Below are 18,720 nucleotides of genomic sequence, written 5' to 3'. Positions count from 1 at the left end.
ATGCAATGGACCATGGCGGATTCGGGGGCAGGCAATCCGGGCGATCCGCGGCGCCGCAAGGCGCTGCAGGAGATGGCGCGTTTCGGCGGCGGCGCCGCCGTCGCCGCGACGATGCTGACCGGGTTCGGCGTGTCCTCCCGCGCAAAGCCGGCGCAAACGTTGCGGCCGCCCGGCGCATTGCCGGAAAAACAGTTTCTGTCCGCCTGCGTGCGCTGCGGCCTCTGCGTTCGCGACTGTCCCTATGACACCTTGAATCTCTCGGATTGGGCGGACGGTCCGGCAGTCGGAACGCCGTTCTTCGTGGCGCGCAACGTGCCCTGCGAGATGTGCGACAACATTCCATGCGTGAAGGCATGCCCCACCGGCGCGCTCGACCATTCGCTCACCGACATCGCGAAGGCGAAAATGGGCGTGGCCGTGATCACCAGCCGCGAGACCTGCCTCAATCTGCAGGGGCTGCGTTGCGACGTCTGCTATCGGGTGTGCCCTGCGATCGACAAGGCGATCACGCTGGAGACCTCGCACAACGCCCGCACCGCCAGGCACGCGATTTTCGAGCCAGTGGTTCATGCCGAATACTGCACCGGCTGCGGCAAATGCGAGAAATCCTGCGTGCTGAACGACGCCGCGATCAAGGTGCTGCCGATCGAGATCGCCGCGCTGAAGCAGGACGAGCACTATCTCCGCGGCTGGGAAGAGAAGAAAAAGTCCGGCGCCCCGCTCGTCGATGCGCCGCTCAAGCTGCCGGTGCGCAAGCCCGACGCGGGAGGCGCGCCATGACCGCCAACGCCAGGCCATATCGTGAAGCGCGTGCGCAGAAGGGCCTTTGGGCATCGACGCGTTTTTTGGTGCTGCGCCGGATCAGCCAGCTGTCGTTCCTGGCCCTGTTCCTGTCGGGGCCGCTGTTCGGCATCTGGATCGCGAAAGGCACCTTGGCCTCGTCGATGACGCTTGGCGTGCTGCCGCTGAACGATCCCTTCATTTTCCTGCAATCGCTGGCGGCGCGGCACTGGCCCGAGGGCGTTGCGATCCTCGGCACGGCGATCGTTCTGGGCAGCTATCTGCTGCTCGGCGGTCGCAGCTATTGCGCCTGGGTCTGTCCGGTCAACCCGGTAACCGATCTCGCCGCCTGGCTGCGGCGCCGGCTGGGCATCACCTACACGGCCAAGGTTCGCCCCGAACTGCGGCTCTATTTCGTCGTCGGCGTGCTGGCAGCGTCCGCCGTGTCCGGCTCCATGGCGTGGGAGCTCATCAATCCAATCACCGCCTTGCATCGCGCGCTCGTCTTTGGCCTCTGGTCTGGAGCGTGTGGGGCCGGAGCGATCTTCATCTTCGATCTCTTCGTGGCGAAGCACGGCTGGTGCGGCCATCTCTGCCCCGTCGGGGCATTCTATGGCCAGATCGGCAGGGTGTCGTTGCTGCGCGTGGCTGCGGATAACCGCGCCGCCTGCGACGACTGCATGGACTGCTTTGCCGTCTGCCCGGAACCGCACGTCATCAGCCCCGCGCTCAGGGGCGAACGGTCCGGCACGAGCCCTGTCATTGCGTCGGGCGACTGCACGCTGTGCGGCGCCTGCATCGATGTCTGCTCCAAGCGGGTGTTCAATCTGGGCCTGCGCGCACGCAGCGGCGTGGCCCCCACCAATTCCGCGACGGTGACAGCTTCTGCTTCGCAAGTCGCGCCAACACGTCGCAGTCCTGAAAGGGTCGCCCCATGAAGCTTGTCCGATTCATTCCACTGGTTACGACGCTGGCCGTGATCCTCGCGCCTCTTGTCGCCGTCGGGCCGCAGGCCCAGGAGGCCAAGGCGCCAAAAAGCCTGCGTGAGGCGCCGCTCACCGATACGTCGTCCGCTCCCGACGTCGGCAAGCAATCGGTGCCGGCCGGCGGCTTTGACCGAGCCTATCGCCAGCAGCCGCCGCTGATTCCCCACAAGGTCGAAGGCTATCAGATCAGCAGCGAGAACAATGCCTGCATGGGTTGCCATGACTGGCCCGGCAATGCGCGCGTCAACGCGCCGAAGATTTCCGAAACGCACTATGTCGACCGGCAGGGCGTGCGGCTCGATAAGGTCGCGGGCACCCGCTATTTCTGCCAGCAGTGCCACGTGCCGCAGGCCGACGCCAAGCCGCTGGTCGGCAACATCTTCAAGAACGCGACGCAGGCGAAGTGAGGCGATAATGGCCGATACCGACACCGCCGCTGCTCCGGCAGCCCCGCGGCCAGGCCTGGTAGCCAGGCTCCGGCGCTGGTTCCTCTCGCCGACGGCGCGCTTCGCCTGGGGCCTGATCATCATCGTCGGCTTTGTCGCCGGCGTCATCTTCTGGGGCGGCTTCAACTGGGCGATGGAGGCGACGAACACCGAGCAGTTCTGCATTTCCTGTCATGAGATGAAGGACAACGTCTACGCCGAGTACCGCAACACGCCGCACTACTCGAACCGCACCGGCGTGCGCGCGAGTTGTCCGGACTGCCACGTGCCGAAGGAATGGGGGCACAAGGTTGTCCGCAAGATCCAGGCATCGAACGAGCTGTATCACAAGGCGCTTGGAAGCATCGATACGCCGGAGAAATTCAACGCGCATCGCCTCGACCTCGCCAAGAACGTATGGCGCGCCATGAAGACCACGGATTCGCGCGAATGCCGCAACTGCCACAAGTTTGATCACATGGAGTACGCGGCGCAGGAGCCGCGGGCCTCCAAGCTGCACCAGACGGCGTTCGCGCAAGGCAAGACCTGCATCGATTGCCATCAGGGAATCGCCCACAAGCTTCCGCCGAAAGCGCAGGAATCCTATCGCGAGATGCTCGACAACATCGATCAGGTTGGGCCGCTGCAGAAGCTGATCGATTTCCTCCAGGACGCCGACGTCGCCCGGGCGAAGGCGGCGCGATAGGAGTGCATCGGGTTCCGGCCTGAAGGGGCGACCCGCCGCTTGCGCGGGCTGCCAGTTCTCCCGCCAAGCGGAATTGCCGAGCTCTGGACTCAATCACCCGCACGGTTAGACTGACGACAACAACAAGATCGTCGCGGGAGAGAGATCATGAAATTCGGGATCTTCTACGAACTGCAGCTGCCACGCCCATGGGAAGAGGGCGACGAACTCCGGCTCTACCAGAACGCACTGACGCAGCTCGAAACCGCCGACCGTCTCGGCTACGACCACGCCTGGGTGGTGGAGCATCATTTCCTCGAGGAATACTCGCACTCGCCCGCCCCGGAATCCTTTCTCGCCGCCGCCAGCCAGCGCACCAAGAACATCCGGCTCGGGCATGGCATCTTCCAGCTCACCACGAACCATCCCGCGCGCGTTGCCGAAAAAGTAGCAGTTCTCGATCTGCTCTCGAACGGCCGCTGCGAATTCGGCATGGGCGAGAGCGCGTCCATCACCGAATTGACCCCGTTCGGCCGCGACATGGAAACCAAGCGTGAGGTGTTCGAGGAAGCCGTCCAGGCGATTTTCCCGATGTTCACCAAGGTGGGCACCGAGCATCACGGCAAGTATTTCGATATACCGCTGCGCAACGTGGTGCCGAAGCCCGTGCAGAAGCCACATCCGCCGCTGTGGATGGCCTGCTCGCAATTGCAGACCATCGAGCGTGCCGGCGAGAACGGCTTTGGCGCGCTGGGTTTCCAGTTCGTCAGCGCGGACGCCGCGCATGCCTGGGTGCATGCCTATTACAACGCGATTACAAAACGGCTGAAGAAGCTCGCCGATTACGTGATCAACCCGAACATGGCGCTGGTGTCGTTCTTCATGTGCGCCGAGACCGACGAGGAAGCGCGCCGCCGCGCCGACGGCGCCACCTTCTTCCAGTTCGCGCTGCGCTTCTACGGCGCCTCGCAGAACCGGCAGCGTCCCGATCCCGGCACCGTCAACATGTGGGACGAGTACAACAAGTGGAAGCGCGAGAACCCGGAAGCGCAGGAGGCGGCGCTGCGTGGCGGCCTGATCGGCTCGCCGGAAACCATCCGCAAAAAGCTGCGGCGGTTCCGCGCCTCCCATATCGACCAGGTGATCCTGCTCAACCAGGCCGGCAAGAATACCCATGAGCACATCTGCGAGTCGCTCGAACTGTTCGGCAAGGAAGTGATGCCGGAATTCCAGAACGATCCCGAACATGAGGCGTGGAAGAAAGGCGTGCTGAGCGGCGCCATCAAGCTCGAGGAGATCGACACCGAGGCCTTCAAGGACCGTTACGGCAAGCTGGCGGTGAATGTGGCGCCGGCGCCGCAGAAGGTGGCGGCGGGGTAGGCGCTGTTGCGCCCTGAAGCGCCTCGCTTTTGCCGGGGCGCCGATCTAAAAGCGGCGCATGAAGCGGATCGGAATTTGGCTGTTCTACGGCGTAGGCGCGATCGCGATCGCCTATCTTGCGCTGTATGCTTACGCGCTCTGGACGCGGCCTGATCTCACGCCGGGCGATCCCATCCGCATTTTTCGAAAACCCGACGCACCGAGCTATTCGCAGGTCCCGTCATTCCGGGTCGGGTCCTTCGGACCATTCCGGAACGGCGAGGGGCCGCGAGCAGGCTTGCCCGTGCATCCTACCCCGCCACCACAAACCGCTGTTGATCCCCCGCGCCCGCCGGCGTGATCGGAATCCCGCCGTCGGCATATTCGTTCAGCTTGTTGCGCAGCGTACGGATCGAGATGCCGAGGATATTGGCGGCATGGGTGCGGTTGCCGAGGCAGTGCTTGAGCGTTTCGAGGATCAGGTCGCGCTCGACATCGGCGACGGTGCGGCCGACCAGCGCTCGCGTGACCTGCTCGGCGGCAAGGGTCGCGTGCGCCACGGCGGGGACGGTCTTGGCGAGGTCGAGGCGGTCGCCGTCGGGGGTCAGGATCGCCTCGGGGCCGATCTCGTCGCCCTGCGCCATCAGCACCGAACGGTGCATGGTGTTTTCCAGCTCGCGGACGTTGCCCTGCCAGCGGTTCGAGGTCAGCACGCGCCTTGCGTCGGCCGAGATCGGCCGCAACGGCACGCCGTTGGCGTCGGCATATTTCTTGGCAAAATGCTGCGCCAGTTCGAGGATGTCGGCGGGGCGGTCGCGCAGCGGCGGGATCTTCAGGTTGACGACGTTGAGGCGGAACAGCAGATCCTCGCGGAAGGTGCCTTCGCGCACGGCGTCGGCGAGGTTGCGGTTCGAGGTGGCGATGATGCGGATATCGACCGGCACCGGCTTGGTGCCGCCGACGCGGTCGATCACGCGCTCCTGGATGGCGCGCAGCAGTTTCGATTGCAGGCGGACGTCCATCTCGGAGATTTCGTCCAGCAGCAGCGTGCCGCCGGTGGCCTCCTCGAACTTGCCGATGCGGCGGGCGATGGCGCCGGTGAAGGCGCCTTTCTCGTGGCCGAACAATTCGGATTCGAGCAAATGTTCCGGGATCGCCGCGCAGTTGATCGAGATGAACGGCCGCTTGGCGCGGTTGGAGCGGGAATGGACGTACCGCGCCAGCACTTCCTTGCCGGTGCCGGATTCGCCCGTGATCATGATCGAGGCATCCGAGCCCGCGATCTGCTGCGCGATCTTGATGACCTTGCCCATGGCTTCGTCGCGGTAGATCAGGTCGCGTGAATCATTGGCGACGGCGGCGAGCACCGCGGCGATCAGCTCCGGATCGGGCGGCAGCGGGATGTATTCCTTGGCGCCGGCGTGGATCGCGGCGACCGCAGCGCGGGCGTCGTTGGAGATGCCGCAGGCCACGATCGGCACATGGATGTGCTCGGCTTCCAGCCGCATCACCAGGTCGCGGATGTCGAGCGCGACGTCGACCAGCAGCAGGTCGGCGCCCTTGCCGCCGCGCAGCACGGCCATCGCCTGTTCGATCGCCTCGGCGTGGGTGACCGATGCGCCGTTTTCCATCGCGATCTTGGTGGCGGTCGTAAGCTGGCCCTTCAATGTGCCAACGATGAGAAGCCGCATGTTGATCTCCTGTCCGTCTGTTCGCGCCGCTTTCGGCGCGTATCGCCAAATTACTAGTTGCGTTCCGCCTTGATGATTTCCGTCATGGTGACGCCGAGCTTGTCTTCCACCAGCACCACTTCGCCGCGCGCCACCAGGCGGTTGTTGACGTAGATGTCGATGGCTTCGCCGACGCGGCGGTCGAGTTCGAGCACGGTGCCGGGCCCGAGCTTCAACAGCTCGCCGACGTCCATCTTGGAACGGCCGAGCACGGCCGAAACCTGCACCGGCACGTCGAACACCGCCTCGAGGTCGGCGGCGATGCGCGAAGCCTGTTCGTCCTCATTATAGGCGAGGTCGTCGATTGGCGGTGCGTCCGCGGCGTTGAGGTCGGGTAGCGGTACCTGTGCGTCGGTGTCACTCATGGTTCAGTCCTCATGGCCCTTACGTTGCGGCCTGACCGCGGGACGCCAGATAGCGTCCGACGAGTTCGCTGATTTTCGATTCGATGGCCGTCCGTTCCAGCACCACGCCGCCGTCGGCCCATTCGATCCGGCAGTCGCCGGTGGCGATGGCGGGTTCGGCAAGAATGACGAGCCGGCCTTCGAAGCCGCTCTGGGCGGCCTGCCGCTCGATCTTCTCGCGGGCAGCATCGTAGAGCTGGTCGTTGATGCGGACGACGAGATGCGGGGTCGCGACCAGATGCGAGAAGCAGTCGCTGACCAGCGCCATGATCTCGCCGAGCGGTTCGCGGACGATCAGTTCGCTGCACAGCTTGCGCGCCACCGCCACAGCAACGTCGACCGCCTCGGTCTCCATCCTGGTCTCGATGCCGGAGAAGCGCGAGGCGATGCCGCGGATGGCGATGCCGATCTCCTCCAGCGCCAGCGCGGCGCGGCGATCGCTTTCCACCTTCGCCTCGTGCTGGGCCGCTTCGTAGCCGGCGCGGTAGGCACGCGCTTCGGCCTCCGCGACCTTCTCGGCGATCTCGGCGCTCGTGGCGGCGCGTTCGCGCGTCTTGTCGGGAGCGGCAAAGTCGGTGTCGAACAGGAATTTTGCGGGCGCGGCCATCAATACACCAATTCGTCGTCGGCGCGGTTCTTGGTCAGCGTGATTTCGCCTCGCGCCGCCATGTCCTTGGCCATGTTGACGAGCAGCGCCTGCGCCTCGTCGACGTCGCGCAGCCGCACCGGTCCCATCGCCGCCATGTCGTCCATCAGCATCTTGCCGGCGCGCGAGGACATGTTGCCGAGGAAGAAGCCGCGCACCTCCTCATTGGCGCTCTTCAGCGCGATGCCGAGCTTGTCCTTGTCGACGTTGCGCATCAGCGTCTGCGCCGAGGCGGAATCGAGCTTGATCAGGTCGTCGAAGGTGAACATCAGCGCCTTGATGCGCTCGGCGGATTCGCGGTTCTCTTCTTCCAGCGAGGTGATGAAGCGGGTTTCGGTCTGGCGGTCGAAATTGTTGAAGATTTCAGCCATCACCTCGTGGGCGTCGCGGCGGCGGGTCTGCGACAGGTTGGACATGAATTCGGTGCGCAGCGTCTGTTCGACGCGCTCGATGACTTCCTTCTGCACCGCTTCCATCTTCAGCATGCGGCCGACCACGTCGAGCGCCAGATCCTCGGGGAGAATCGCCAGCACGCGCGCGGCATGTTCCGGCTTCAGCTTCGACAGCACCACTGCGATGGTCTGTGGGTATTCGTTCTTGAGGTAGTTGGCGAGCACCTCTTCCTGCACGTTGGATAATTTTTCCCACATGTTGCGGCCGGCGGGGCCGCGGATTTCGTCCATGATGCCGGAAACACGGTCGGTCGGCAGGTATTGCTGCAACAGCCGCTCGGTGGCGTCGAAGGTGCCCATCAGCGCGCCGGAGGCCGACATGCGCGAGACGAATTCCAGCATCAGGTCTTCCACCACGTCGGCCTCGACGGTGCCGAGTGTCGACATGTGGATCGACAATTCGCGCACCTCGTCGTCGTCGAGCTGCGCCCACACCTTGCCGCCATACTGCTCGCCGAGCGCCAGCATCAGGATGGCGGCGCGCTTCGGGCCGCTCAGCGGCTTGCCCTTGGCGCGGCCGGCCTGACGGCTTGCCAGCGCCGAGATGACGGTGGTGATATCGTTGGCGTTTGAGGCGTTCGGTGCGGCGGCCATGTCAGCTCTCGGCGGGTTCGCTCAGCCATTGACGAACAATGGAGGCGGTCTCGTTCGGATTGCGTTCGGCCAGTTCGCCGACCCGGTGCACGGCCTGGGCGTGGACCTGGCCCTGAACCTGGGCGACGTCGATCAATTGGGCGGCGCCGCTGGTGCCCGGAAGCAGGGCCTGGCCTGACCCGTCTTCCTGCGTGCCGTCGGTCAAAGCGGGCAGCGAATCGGCCTGTCCGGGGACGACTTCGGCGGCCAGGATGCGCTTGACCAGCGGGCGGATCACCAGGAACAGCACCACGAGGCCGAGCAGCATCATGACGCCGAGTTCGATGACATACATGACGTCATCCTTGGTGAACTGCAGCATGCCGAGCAGGCCGGTCGGCTCCATCACCGGCGGCACCGATGGCGCTTCGGCAAAGCGAAGGTTGACGACCTCGACCTGGTCGCCGCGCTTCTGGTCGAAACCGATCGCGGAGCGGACCAGGGTGGCGATGCGATCGAGCTGCTCCTTGCTGCGGTCCTGATAGACCATCTCGCCTTTGTCGTTCTTGGTGTAGGCACCGTCGACCAGCACCGCGACCGAGATGCGGTTGACGCGGCCGGCCTCGGTCACTTCGGTCTTGGTGGTGCGCGAAATCTCGTAATTGTTGGTCTCTTCGCTCTTCTTGCTCTGGTCGCGGGCGGCGGCGGTGGCGTTGGCCTGGTTGCCGGGAAGCTCGTTGTTGACCGTCACCTGGCCGCCGTCGCCGGCGCTGGCGGAGGATTCCTCGCGGGTCTGGCTGGAGCGCAGCACGCGGCCCTCGGGATCGAATTTGTCCGAGGTCTGGGTCACCTTGTTGTAGTCGAAGTCGGCGGTGAGCTGGACGCGGGCGCGGCCCTGGCCGACCACCGAGGAGACGATCGCCTCGACCTCGTTGCGCATCTGCTTCTCGAAGGCGGTGCGGCGCTCGTCGCCGGCCGCGTTATCGCCTTCCTTGCCGGCGCCGTCGGCCAGCAGCCGGCCGGCTTCGTCGACGATCGAGACCCGCTGCGGCTTCAATCCGTTGACGGCGGAGGCAACGACGTGGCGGATGGCGCGGATCTGCTGCGGTTCGAGGCTGCCGCGCACCCGCACCACGATCGAGGCCGACGGCTCTGGCGCTTCGCGGGCGAACAGCGGCCGTTCCGGCAGCACCAGATGGACGCGGGCGGCCTGGATGCGGTCGATGGCGCGGATGGTGCGGGCGAGTTCGCCCTCCAGCGCGCGCAGGTGGTTGATGTTCTGAACGAAACTGGTGGTGCCGAGCGCATCGGACTTGTCGAATATCTCGTAGCCGACGCTGCCGCCCTTGGGCAGGTTGCTTTCGGCCAGCTTCATCCGCAGCCGCGTCACCTTGTCCTTCGGGACCATGATGACCGCGCCTTCGTTGCGGATATCGAAGGGAATCGCCTGGCGCTCCAGGTCCTTGATGATCAAGGAGGAATCTTCGGGTGCGAGGTCGGTGAACAGCGTGGTCATCTGCGGGGTGGTGACGCGCATGATGACAAAGCCGAAGAATCCGATCAGCGCGGTCGTGACCGCGACCATCGCCATCAGCCGTGCCGCACCGAGGCTCTGCAGAAAACCAACGAGACCTTGCACCAACCGCCCCCAGGGATTCGGTCCCAAGATTCGTATCGGGGACCGACTGGGCAATTATTGCCTAGGGGATGGTTTCGATATGGTTAACAACCGTTAAGGCCGGCGCGAATTGTTCAAGCATGAAAAAAACCAGCTTCGCAAAACGAAGCCGGTTTTCATCAAATCTTTCGGGTCGGGAGAGCTTACTGGCGATATTGCTGGATCCGGGTGGTCCGCAGGCCGGCCAGGCCATGCTGATCAATCGAAAACTGCCAGGAGAGGAACTCGTCGACCGTCAGCGTGTAACGGCTGCAGGCTTCCTCGAGGGAGAGCAGGCCACCGCGGACCGCTGCGACGACTTCGGCCTTGCGGCGGATAACCCACCGTTTGGTGCCGGGCGCGGGCAGGTCGGCAATTGTTAACGGACTACCGTCAGGCCCGATGACGTATTTTACCCTCGGGCGATGGGGTTCTGTCATGGCGTACTCACAAACTCTCAACCACTGAACTCACGGTAGCAACTTACGCCCGTCGGCTTAAAAATTGCCTAAGCCTACGACTCCAATGCGATTCTCCCTGAAATGAACAAAAAATATGCCGCGCCGGGCGCCCCGCGACGCCCGTGGACACAATCAATGATTGCTGATCTGACTTTGCTCTAACAGAGCGAGCCGATGGCGCGCCGGCTTGGGCCTCAGGTCTGGCGCACCACCCGCTTGATCTTGTCGGTGGTGTAGGTCTGGCCGCCGATCGAAAGCAGCGGCGGGGAGGCGGTCAGGTCGACGGAATCGACGATGCCCTGGACTTCGGTTGAAATCGCCACGCTATTGCCTGAACTGTCCTTGCCCGTGGCAGTCAGGGTGTAGGTCCCGGCCGGATACTGCACGCCGTCATTACCCTTGCCGTCCCAGACGAAACTGGAACTGCCCTGCTTCAGCGCGAAGTTGCCGCTGTAGCAGGTCTGTCCCGCCGCGTTCGTGATCGTGATCGTCGCGCTGGTGTCCTTGTCCGACTGGAAATTCCAGGTCGCCGATTTGTCAAACTGCGCCTTGCTGCCGTCGACCGCGACTTTGCTGCCGACATAGACCAGTGCCTGGGTCGCCTGCGCGCTCTTTTCGATCTCTACCAGCGACTTCAACTGCTCGTTCTGCTTGAGCTGCTGCTCGATGCCGGCGAACTGTACGAGCTGCTGGGTGAACTGGTTGGTGTCGAGCGGATCCAGCGGATTCTGGTTTTGAAGCTGCGTGGTGAGGAGCGTCAGGAAGGTCTGGAAATTATCCGCGATCCCCGTCGTCTTCTCCGACGCGGTGTTGTTGCTCGTCGCGCTGCCTGTGCCGGGTGCCGAGACGACCGTCGTCGGCATGGTTGCATCAACTGCCATGACACTCTCCGTTAAATTCTGATGTCGATGCCGCCGCTCGAACCGAGCATGCGGCCGTAGCCGCGGCCGGCCACGTGGGGCGGAACATTGTCTTCCTCGCTGACGACGAGGCGATGGGCATTCGGGTTGGACTGGTTGCCGTCGTTCTGGCCCTGCGAGGACTGGTCGCGCAGGCTGAATTGAAGACCGCCATTGCCCGTCGAAAGCCCGGCATTATCCAGCGCACGCTGCAACTGGTTGGCGTCCTGGCGCAGCATCGACAGCGTTTCCGGCCGCTCGACCGTCAGATGCGACGTCACCTGTCCGTGGCGGTCGACATCGATGCGGACGTCGATGCGGCCGAGTTCGGCGGGATCGAGCCGGATTTCGAAGCGGGTCTTGCCGCTCTGGACGGAAGCGGCGATTTCCATCGCAAGCCCGCTCACCGGCACCGGCGCGCCGCTCGCGGCGGTCGCGGTGAGCTGGCTTGCGGCAACCAGCGTCGTGGCGGGGGTGATGTGTTGAGCCTGGATCGCGCCGGCGGCATGTACGCCGTTAACGGCGGAGTTGACCGGCGTCTGGCCCGCATCAGGCGCGACAAGGTGCGAATTGGTCTGAGGATTGGCGGTCGGCGAGGTGACGGAATTGCCCGACGCATCGACCTTGGCGCCATCGGCGACGCCATGCCCGGATTTCGGCTGGCCGCTGGTTTCGGTCGGCGCGGTGACGTCGGGCACAACCGTATCCGCGGCGGGCGTTGCAGCGGGCGCAGTTGTATCGGTCGCGTCGGTGGAGGCGGCCAGCTCGACGGCCGTCGTGGCGCTCTTCCTGGCGAGATCCGGGTTCTTGAGCGGCGCGGCGGCTTTGGTTGCGGCGGGCGTCGTCGCGGCCATGGAAGCGGCCTGGACGGCGCCGCTCGCGATGGACGGTTCGCTGGATGTGACCGCAACACTAATGACCTGTGCAGCGCTGCCCTGTGCGGCGGTCTTGGCGGCAGCGTCGCCTTGCGCGGTCGTCGCGGTTTCGGGCTCGGCTGTGGCAGTGCCGGGCGTCGCCGCGGCGGGCGTGGCCGGCGCCGTCTCGGCGGCGAGCGAAGCCGAGGCTGCGATCGCAGCGGCAGCGATCGCCAGCGGAGCGGCGGCCGTTTCCGTTGCTTGCGCCACGGCGGGCGTCGCAGCCGGCGCGTTGGCGGCAGGGATGACGACGGCGATGGCGTCGGCCGTCACCACGGCCGTTGCGGCCTGCGCGGCTTCGGCCGGATCGGCGGCCGCGGAAGCGTCGGTCGATGCGGCTTGCGTCTCTTCGGATTTCGTGCCGTCGGATTTCGCCGCGTCGGTCTTCGATTTGCCGCGGCGGGTGGCCTCGGCTTTGGCGTCGGCGTCCGTCTTGCGGTCGGCATCGGCCTTGGCTTCGACGTTGTTGTTGTCGTCGCGCGCCTTGTCATTGCGTGCCTTGTCGCCGCGGGCGTCGGCGGCGGCGTTGCGATCGTTTGAATCGTTGCGCGCGGCTTTGTCTGCCCGATCGGATGCGGCCGCATTATCGCGCGCGCGGTTACCGGACGCGGCCTGGGTGTCGTCCGCGCGGCGCATCGACGGCGTGTTGTCCTGGGCGCGGCGATCATTGGTGCTGGCGGACGTATTGCTGTCGACCAGCGCCGCAAAGCTGTCGTTTCCGGCGGACGGCTCGCTATCCGGCCGGGCGGAGCGTGCCGCCGCGTTCTGAAAAGATGTGTTTGCCGATACTTCTGACGTGACACTGACCACGGGCGATCCTCGCGCTGAGCTCTCGGCTATCAATCAGCAAGGAGCGGGCCAGCCGCCGCGACGAAAAATACATAATATTTTCAATGGTTTGTTGGAGTGGGCAGTAAAATTGCGGGGGCTGATGGCGACCCCCTTTTCTGCCCGGCGGCAAGATTTGCCGCTCTGGATAGGCTCCAAATTGGGGATCGGCTGATTGCCTCGCGGGAAAGCGGACTATATTAAAGAACGGCGTCCGATCCGGTCCGGGAGGGCCGCGTGAAGCTGTAAAGCCTTATAATAAAAGGCATTTTAACCCGGCCGCGGGCCACAGGCGCTAGCAATTGAAATCGATGACCCCTGGCATGCGAAACAATCTGGATCTCGAAGGCCGCCCGCAGGATACGCGGGTCGTGGTCGCCATGTCCGGCGGTGTCGATTCCTCCGTGACGGCGGCCCTGCTGAAGTCCGAAGGTTACGATGTGGTCGGGATCACGCTGCAGCTTTACGACCATGGCGCGGCGACCCACCGCAAGGGCGCCTGCTGCGCCGGCCGCGACATCCACGACGCGCGCAACGTTGCCGAGCGGATCGGCATCCCGCATTACGTGCTCGACTATGAGAGCCGCTTCCGCGAATCCGTGATCGACAATTTTGCCGAAAGCTACGCGCTCGGCGAAACCCCGGTGCCGTGCATCGAGTGCAACCGCTCCGTCAAGTTTCGCGACCTGCTCGCGACCGCGCGCGAACTCGGTGCGCATGCGCTCGCGACCGGTCATTATGTCGCCTCGCGCCGTCTCGCCGACGGATCGCGCGCGCTGGTGTGCGCCGCGGATTCCGATCGCGACCAGAGCTATTTCCTGTTCGCGACCACGCGCGAGCAGCTCGACTATCTGCGCTTTCCGCTCGGCGACATGACCAAGCCGCAGGCGCGCGAACTGGCGCGGCGCTTCGGCCTTGAAGTCGCCGACAAGCAGGACAGCCAGGACATCTGCTTCGTGCCGACCGGGCGCTACACCGATATCATCGGCCGCCTCAAGCCCGGTGCGATCGAGCCCGGCGATATCGTCGATCTCGATGGCCGCGTCATCGGCCGTCATCAGGGCATCGTTCATTTTACCGTCGGCCAGCGCAAGGGATTAGGCATCGCCGCCGGTTCGCCGCTCTACGTCGTCAGGCTCGATGCGGCCAGCCGCCGCGTCGTGGTCGGGCCGCGCGAGGCGTTGCGGATGGATCGGATCCGCCTGCGCGACGTCAACTGGATCGGCGACGGCGCGCTGGAGCGCGTGATCGGCGACGGCATCGAGATGTTCGTGCGCGTGCGTTCGACGCGCCCGCCGCAGCCGGCCTGGCTGCGCGCGGTCGATGGGGAGTATGAGGTCGAACTCGTTGCCGGCGAGGAGGGCGTTTCGCCCGGTCAAGCCTGCGTGTTTTACGACGCCCCGAAGGGACAGGCCCGCGTGCTCGGCGGCGGATTCATCAAGAGCGCGACGGCGAGGGTTGCGGCGAGGGCAGGGACGCAGGAAAAGACTGCCTCGCTCGCCGAGGTGATGCGTACTTATTAAAAGGATCGGGGCGGGGGAAATGGCTGCGGACATCGACCGCGAGGGGGTCGAAAAGGCGTATGGGCGCTGGGCGCCTGTCTACGATCTGGTTTTCGGAAAAGTATTCGACGAAGGCCGCCGCTCGACGATCGCGGAGGCCGACAAGATCGGCGGACGCGTGCTCGACGTCGGGGTCGGCACCGGGCTGTCGCTGTCGGAATACTCGCGCAACACGAAACTATGCGGCGTCGATATTTCCGAGCCGATGCTGCGCCGCGCGCTCAAGCGCGTGCGCGAGTTCGGCCTCAGCAATGTCGAAACGTTGGCGGTGATGGACGCCAAGAACCTCGCGTTCAAGGACTCGTATTTCGATGCGGTGGTGGCGCAATATGTCATCACGGCGGTGCCGGACCCGGAACGCACGCTGGATGATTTCATCCGCGTGCTGAAGCCCGGCGGCGAACTGATTCTGGTCAATCACATCGGCGCCGAAAGCGGGCCGCGCCGCGTCTTCGAACTGGCGTTCGCGCCGCTGGCGCGCCGGCTCGGCTGGCGGCCGGAATTCCCCTGGGAACGGCTGACCAATTGGGCCGCCAAGCATGGCGGCGTCACCTTGACGGAGCGGCGGCCGATGCCGCCGATGGGACATTTTTCGCTGATCCGTTATCGTAAGTCGTAAGAAGCGTCGCGTTTTTCGCCGTCAAAAGCGCGTGTGAGGCAAGGGGCGCAGTTTGACTGCGGAACATCTGCGCGCTCAGGCCGTTTTCTGTTTATGGCAACAAAATCCGCCCTTCTTGTTTCATGTGTGCTGCTGGCGACCGCGAATGCCGCGATAGCGCAAGCCCCGCCGAGCCCGGCCACACCGCCCGCCAAGACCGCGCCCCCTTCGCCCGACCGCGCGGTGAATTGCGCCCCGATGCAGCCGAAGCCGAATCCTGGCGCCGCGGTTCCGGACGGTACCACCACCGGCCAGCGCGCCGAGCCGCTCGGCGACAAACTCGCCCGCGCGGACGGTGTGCTGTGCCCGCCGGCAGGCGTCGATCCCGAAATGCACGCGCCGGCACCCGACACCGGCAAGACACCCGTGATTCCGCCGCCCGGCAGCCCCGGCGGCGATCCCACAATCCGGCCGAAATAGCGTCATTCTGCGGATGCCCGGCCAACCCTCCGGCTTTGCTTGACAGGCCCGCGACCCACTCCTTATATGCCGCGCGTTCGAGGGATAGCGGCACATTGCGCCGCGCCGTTGGACCGTGGCGAGGTAGCTCAGCTGGTTAGAGCACGGGAATCATAATCCTGGGGTCGGGGGTTCGAGTCCCTCTCTCGCTACCATCTTTCCATTGTCCAGCCCGCATACACAGGCAACGTATATTACTGCTCGGCGCGTGCTGATCCGCCCCACGAAGCGGCTTTCAATCCATCATCTTCTGAACGTCCGTGCCGGACGGTCAATAATGACCACCGCCCCAGTAGCAGCCGCCGATGCCGCCAATGCACGGCCCGGCCACCCGGGATCTGCGGCGAATCTCCGGTGGCACCCATTCCTCGAGCGTGCGCCGTTGCGCCGCTTGCCGGCGATCTTTCGCTGCCGGCTTTGAAGGCGGAACAGTTGTCGTTGGGCCAGGTGCCGGCGTGACGGCGGGACCGGTCGACGGCGCGGCTGATGGCGGCGGGTTGGCAGGCGAGGGCGACGGGGTGGGGGTGGCAGGCGTCGGCGGCGCCGCAGCTTCCTTGGATGCTGGCGTGAGTCGCTTCTCGAAGAACGAACTCACCGACGACGTCAGCGCATCCCAGCGCTCGCGGGCGGCGCTGACGCCGCCGGCATATCCCGAAACCCGGCGGCCGAGCCCGGTGAGATCGCGCAAGCCGTTGAACAGCAGAACCGCGAGCAGGGCGATGGTGAGGAAGCGGATTGGATGTCGGAGGGGATAGGAGATGATGCGCATGGCAATCGTCTGGGTCCGCGGCCAAAGCCCAATCGGCTCCAACCGATACGGCACCTCGTTCCGCAGCGCCGTGGCCTCGTGTCGCGGGCCGGTTGCGCCGTTCAGTTCGAGCGCTTCGGCGATCTGGCGAAAGCTCTGGCCTTCTCTGCGCAGTGAAGCAGCGGCGGCGCGGAAGGCCGGGTCGCTGAGCATCTCGGGTTGATCCATTTTCTTGATGTTGGCCACGATACTGGGCCGCAGCAGCAACCGGCGCTGCTCGATCAACTCGGCCAATTTCGAGAAGTTCAGCCTGGCGTCGGCAAGGATTTTTGCGGCGCGGTCCTTGGCGGCCTCGGCAGCCACGACATCGTCCGCGTCCATCTGCTCCATGGCCTTTTTCAGGGAAGCCATGTCGGTGATCATCGCAAAACCTCTTCCGGCGGCAGCCGCGTCGGCCGTCAGCCCTCTCTCTTGCGACACGACTGGTTGCACCACAGTTTCGGCAAGCTGCTCTCTTGGTGAGCAGAGATGATAGGATGAATCCATGAAGATGGCCAGCTGAGTGGCCGACCACGCGGCCGGCCATGTGGCCGTTGATGCGCCGGCCGCAGCGAATGACCGCCGGCGCTCGCCTAATCGGGAAAAGCAAGCAATGGCGCGAAGCTGTCTTTCGCGACTGTCGTCGAGACTACGGCGCGACATCGCAGCTGCGATGCGGTTTGCGTCATGCAGCGTCGGCAGTCTGCTCCAGCGTCAACAGGTTCCCGGACTCAATGTCGACAACTTCGAAAGCTATGATTCTTGCATTGATGAATCTGCATAGTGAGTCTGCGTAATCGCGCGGTCGTTGATCGTCGGGCTAGATGATGAAGTCTCTTCGCGTACTTTCGATCGCTTCGGAGATATTTCCCTTGATCAAGGTCGGCGAACTCGCCGACGTTACCGGCGCCCTTCCGATCAGCCTGAAAGCGGAGGGCGTCGAGGTCCGCACCATCATCCCGGGATACCCCGGCGTGATAAATTCGCTCGGGCAGGTCGATGGTGTGATTCATCTGCCGAATTTTTTCGGCGCAGAGGCGCGCCTGCTCCGGGCGACATCGTTTGAACTCAGCCTTTTCGTTCTCGACGCGCCGCATTTGTTCGCGCGTCCCGGCAACCCTTATGTCCGGGCCGACGGAATGGATTGGCCTGATAACGCGTTGCGCTTTGCCGCGCTGGCGCGCATCGCCGCCGATATCGGCCTTGGCTTCGTCCCGTCCTTTGTCCCTGACGTCGTCCATGCCCACGACTGGCACGGCGCGCTGGCCCTGGCGTACATGCACTATAGCGATCGGCAGCGGCCGGCGACGGTGATGACGGTTCACAACCTTTCCTACCAGGGGGTTTTTCCGCAGGAGATGCTGGCCGCGATCGATCTGCCGCCCGAGTCGTTCGCCATGCACGGCGTCGAATATTATGGACGGATCGGATTCTTGAAGGCCGGTCTTTATTTCGCCGATCGCATCACGACGGTTTCCCCGACCTACGCCAGGGAAATCCTGAGCGATGAGGGCGGCATGGGACTCGCTGGCCTGCTGCGCGAGCGATCATGCGACCTCAGCGGAATCCTCAACGGCATCGATATTTCGGTGTGGGATCCGTCGACGGACCCTCACATCCCCGGCTGTTTCTATCCGGATGTGTCGAGCGGTTTCGAGACCGAGGTGCTGCACAATCGCGCGATCAACAAGGCGGCCTTGCAGCGGCGGCTCGGCCTGCAGGTGGCGCCCGATGCATTCATGCTCGGAATCATCGGTCATCTGTCCAGCAAGAAGGGCGTCGATCTACTGCTCGAAAATCTCCCGACGATCATGCGCGAGGGAATGCAACTGGTCGTGCTGGGGAACGGTGGAAGCCGCAGCCTGCAATATCGCTATCGTACGGCCGCACAGTCCAATCCGGGGCAGGTGAGCGTCATGATCGGGCATGACGAGGGATTGGCCCACCTGATTCAGGCCGGCGCGGATGCACTGGTCGTGCCGTCGCGCTTCGAGCCCTGCGGCCTGACGCAGCTTTGTGCGCTGAGATACGGCACGGTTCCCATCGTCTCGCGTGTCGGTGGTCTGGAAGACACGGTGGTTGACGTCGACGATCTGGCTACCACCGGCGGCGGACAGACCGGATTCAAGTTCGCACCCGTCAACGCAGAAAATCTCGGTGATACCATCCAGCGGGCATGCACGACATTTCACGACGTCGCCGCATGGCGACGGATTCAGCGCAACGGCATGTCGACCGACGTTTCATGGCGCAATCCGGCGAGGCGCTATGCCGATCTTTACGGCGAATTGATCGAAGTGCCGCAGGAGAAGGTCGCCTAGCGTTCGCGCGGGCACTTCGAATGGAACTTCGAGCCAGGGCATCGCATGCCATGCCGGTCGGGAAAATTCCGCAAAATACGAATGATGGTTAACGTCGATTGCGGCAGTCCGTTTTGACAACGCCGGGTGCCGGC

General features: G+C 64.5%; 18 protein-coding genes and 1 tRNA gene. 10 read left to right on the top strand and 9 right to left on the bottom strand.

Annotation, left to right across the window (positions count from 1 at the left end):
• The first annotated feature begins 12 nt into the window (after positions 1–12).
• From napG to QUH67_RS29195, 5 genes are all read left to right on the top strand, one after another.
• The gene (gene napG / locus QUH67_RS29215; protein WP_300942960.1) at positions 13–780 is read left to right on the top strand and encodes a ferredoxin-type protein NapG; all 768 of its coding nucleotides are present in this window, start codon (positions 13–15) and stop codon (positions 778–780) included.
• Positions 777–1,718, top strand: coding sequence for a quinol dehydrogenase ferredoxin subunit NapH (gene napH, locus QUH67_RS29210; RefSeq protein ID WP_300942959.1), 942 nt, complete (start codon positions 777–779; stop codon positions 1,716–1,718). Before napG ends, napH begins: the two co-directional genes overlap by 4 nt.
• Entirely contained in the window at positions 1,715–2,173 is a 459-nt protein-coding gene (locus QUH67_RS29205; protein ID WP_300942958.1) for a nitrate reductase cytochrome c-type subunit, read from the top strand. Before napH ends, QUH67_RS29205 begins: the two co-directional genes overlap by 4 nt.
• A gap of 7 nt (positions 2,174–2,180) precedes the next feature.
• Positions 2,181–2,897: a NapC/NirT family cytochrome c gene (locus QUH67_RS29200; RefSeq protein WP_300942957.1), complete on the top strand. Its 717-nt coding sequence runs from the start codon at positions 2,181–2,183 to the stop codon at positions 2,895–2,897.
• A gap of 147 nt (positions 2,898–3,044) precedes the next feature.
• On the top strand, positions 3,045–4,256 hold the full coding sequence (locus tag QUH67_RS29195) for an LLM class flavin-dependent oxidoreductase (protein ID WP_300942956.1): 1,212 nt from the start codon (positions 3,045–3,047) through the stop codon (positions 4,254–4,256).
• 290 nt (positions 4,257–4,546) lie between these two features.
• Here QUH67_RS29195 and flbD read toward each other — a convergent pair whose 3' ends face one another.
• The 8 genes from flbD to QUH67_RS29155 form a co-directional block, all read right to left on the bottom strand.
• The gene (gene flbD, locus QUH67_RS29190; protein ID WP_300942955.1) at positions 4,547–5,926 is read right to left on the bottom strand and encodes a sigma-54-dependent transcriptional regulator FlbD; all 1,380 of its coding nucleotides are present in this window, start codon (positions 5,924–5,926) and stop codon (positions 4,547–4,549) included.
• Between the two features lie 53 nt (positions 5,927–5,979).
• Positions 5,980–6,330 (bottom strand): flagellar motor switch protein FliN, encoded by a 351-nt coding sequence (gene fliN / locus QUH67_RS29185; RefSeq protein ID WP_300942954.1) that lies wholly within the window; start codon positions 6,328–6,330, stop codon positions 5,980–5,982.
• Between the two features lie 19 nt (positions 6,331–6,349).
• Positions 6,350–6,976, bottom strand: a complete 627-nt coding sequence (locus QUH67_RS29180) for a FliH/SctL family protein (RefSeq protein WP_300942953.1) — start codon at positions 6,974–6,976, stop codon at positions 6,350–6,352.
• The gene (gene fliG, locus QUH67_RS29175; protein ID WP_300942952.1) at positions 6,976–8,061 is read right to left on the bottom strand and encodes a flagellar motor switch protein FliG; all 1,086 of its coding nucleotides are present in this window, start codon (positions 8,059–8,061) and stop codon (positions 6,976–6,978) included. The genes QUH67_RS29180 and fliG overlap by 1 nt, the downstream gene beginning before the upstream one ends.
• Position 8,062: 1 nt before the next feature.
• On the bottom strand, positions 8,063–9,679 hold the full coding sequence (fliF, locus tag QUH67_RS29170) for a flagellar basal-body MS-ring/collar protein FliF (protein ID WP_300942951.1): 1,617 nt from the start codon (positions 9,677–9,679) through the stop codon (positions 8,063–8,065).
• A 182-nt stretch (positions 9,680–9,861) separates the two neighbouring features.
• Positions 9,862–10,137, bottom strand: coding sequence for a CtrA inhibitor SciP (gene sciP, locus QUH67_RS29165; RefSeq protein WP_002714638.1), 276 nt, complete (start codon positions 10,135–10,137; stop codon positions 9,862–9,864).
• Between the two features lie 215 nt (positions 10,138–10,352).
• On the bottom strand, positions 10,353–11,039 hold the full coding sequence (locus tag QUH67_RS29160; RefSeq protein WP_300942950.1) for a flagellar hook assembly protein FlgD: 687 nt from the start codon (positions 11,037–11,039) through the stop codon (positions 10,353–10,355).
• A gap of 11 nt (positions 11,040–11,050) precedes the next feature.
• Entirely contained in the window at positions 11,051–12,781 is a 1,731-nt protein-coding gene (locus tag QUH67_RS29155; protein ID WP_300942949.1) for a flagellar hook-length control protein FliK, read from the bottom strand.
• Positions 12,782–13,122: 341 nt separating this feature from the next.
• Here QUH67_RS29155 and mnmA point away from each other — a divergent pair, with 341 nt between their 5' ends.
• The 4 genes from mnmA (at position 13,123) to QUH67_RS29135 (ending at position 15,633) form a co-directional block, all read left to right on the top strand.
• On the top strand, positions 13,123–14,322 hold the full coding sequence (gene mnmA / locus QUH67_RS29150; protein ID WP_300942948.1) for a tRNA 2-thiouridine(34) synthase MnmA: 1,200 nt from the start codon (positions 13,123–13,125) through the stop codon (positions 14,320–14,322).
• Between the two features lie 19 nt (positions 14,323–14,341).
• Positions 14,342–14,980, top strand: coding sequence for a class I SAM-dependent methyltransferase (locus tag QUH67_RS29145; protein ID WP_300942947.1), 639 nt, complete (start codon positions 14,342–14,344; stop codon positions 14,978–14,980).
• A gap of 93 nt (positions 14,981–15,073) precedes the next feature.
• Complete coding sequence (locus tag QUH67_RS29140) at positions 15,074–15,439, top strand: hypothetical protein (protein ID WP_300942946.1); 366 nt, start codon at positions 15,074–15,076, stop codon at positions 15,437–15,439.
• Positions 15,440–15,556: 117 nt separating this feature from the next.
• A tRNA-Met gene (locus tag QUH67_RS29135) sits at positions 15,557–15,633 on the top strand.
• A gap of 116 nt (positions 15,634–15,749) precedes the next feature.
• Here QUH67_RS29135 and QUH67_RS29130 read toward each other — a convergent pair.
• Complete coding sequence (locus tag QUH67_RS29130; RefSeq protein WP_300942945.1) at positions 15,750–16,706, bottom strand: hypothetical protein; 957 nt, start codon at positions 16,704–16,706, stop codon at positions 15,750–15,752.
• 386 nt (positions 16,707–17,092) lie between these two features.
• Here QUH67_RS29130 and glgA point away from each other — a divergent pair, with 386 nt between their 5' ends.
• Positions 17,093–18,586: a glycogen synthase GlgA gene (gene glgA / locus QUH67_RS29125; protein ID WP_300948211.1), complete on the top strand. Its 1,494-nt coding sequence runs from the start codon at positions 17,093–17,095 to the stop codon at positions 18,584–18,586.
• The last annotated feature ends 134 nt before the right edge of the window (positions 18,587–18,720 follow it).

It is taken from the genome of Bradyrhizobium roseum, from assembly GCF_030413175.1.
GTDB classification, from domain to species: domain Bacteria; phylum Pseudomonadota; class Alphaproteobacteria; order Rhizobiales; family Xanthobacteraceae; genus Bradyrhizobium; species Bradyrhizobium roseum.
The sequence above is the reverse complement of the archived record's forward strand: the minus strand, read 5'-3'. Positions and strand labels throughout refer to the sequence as shown.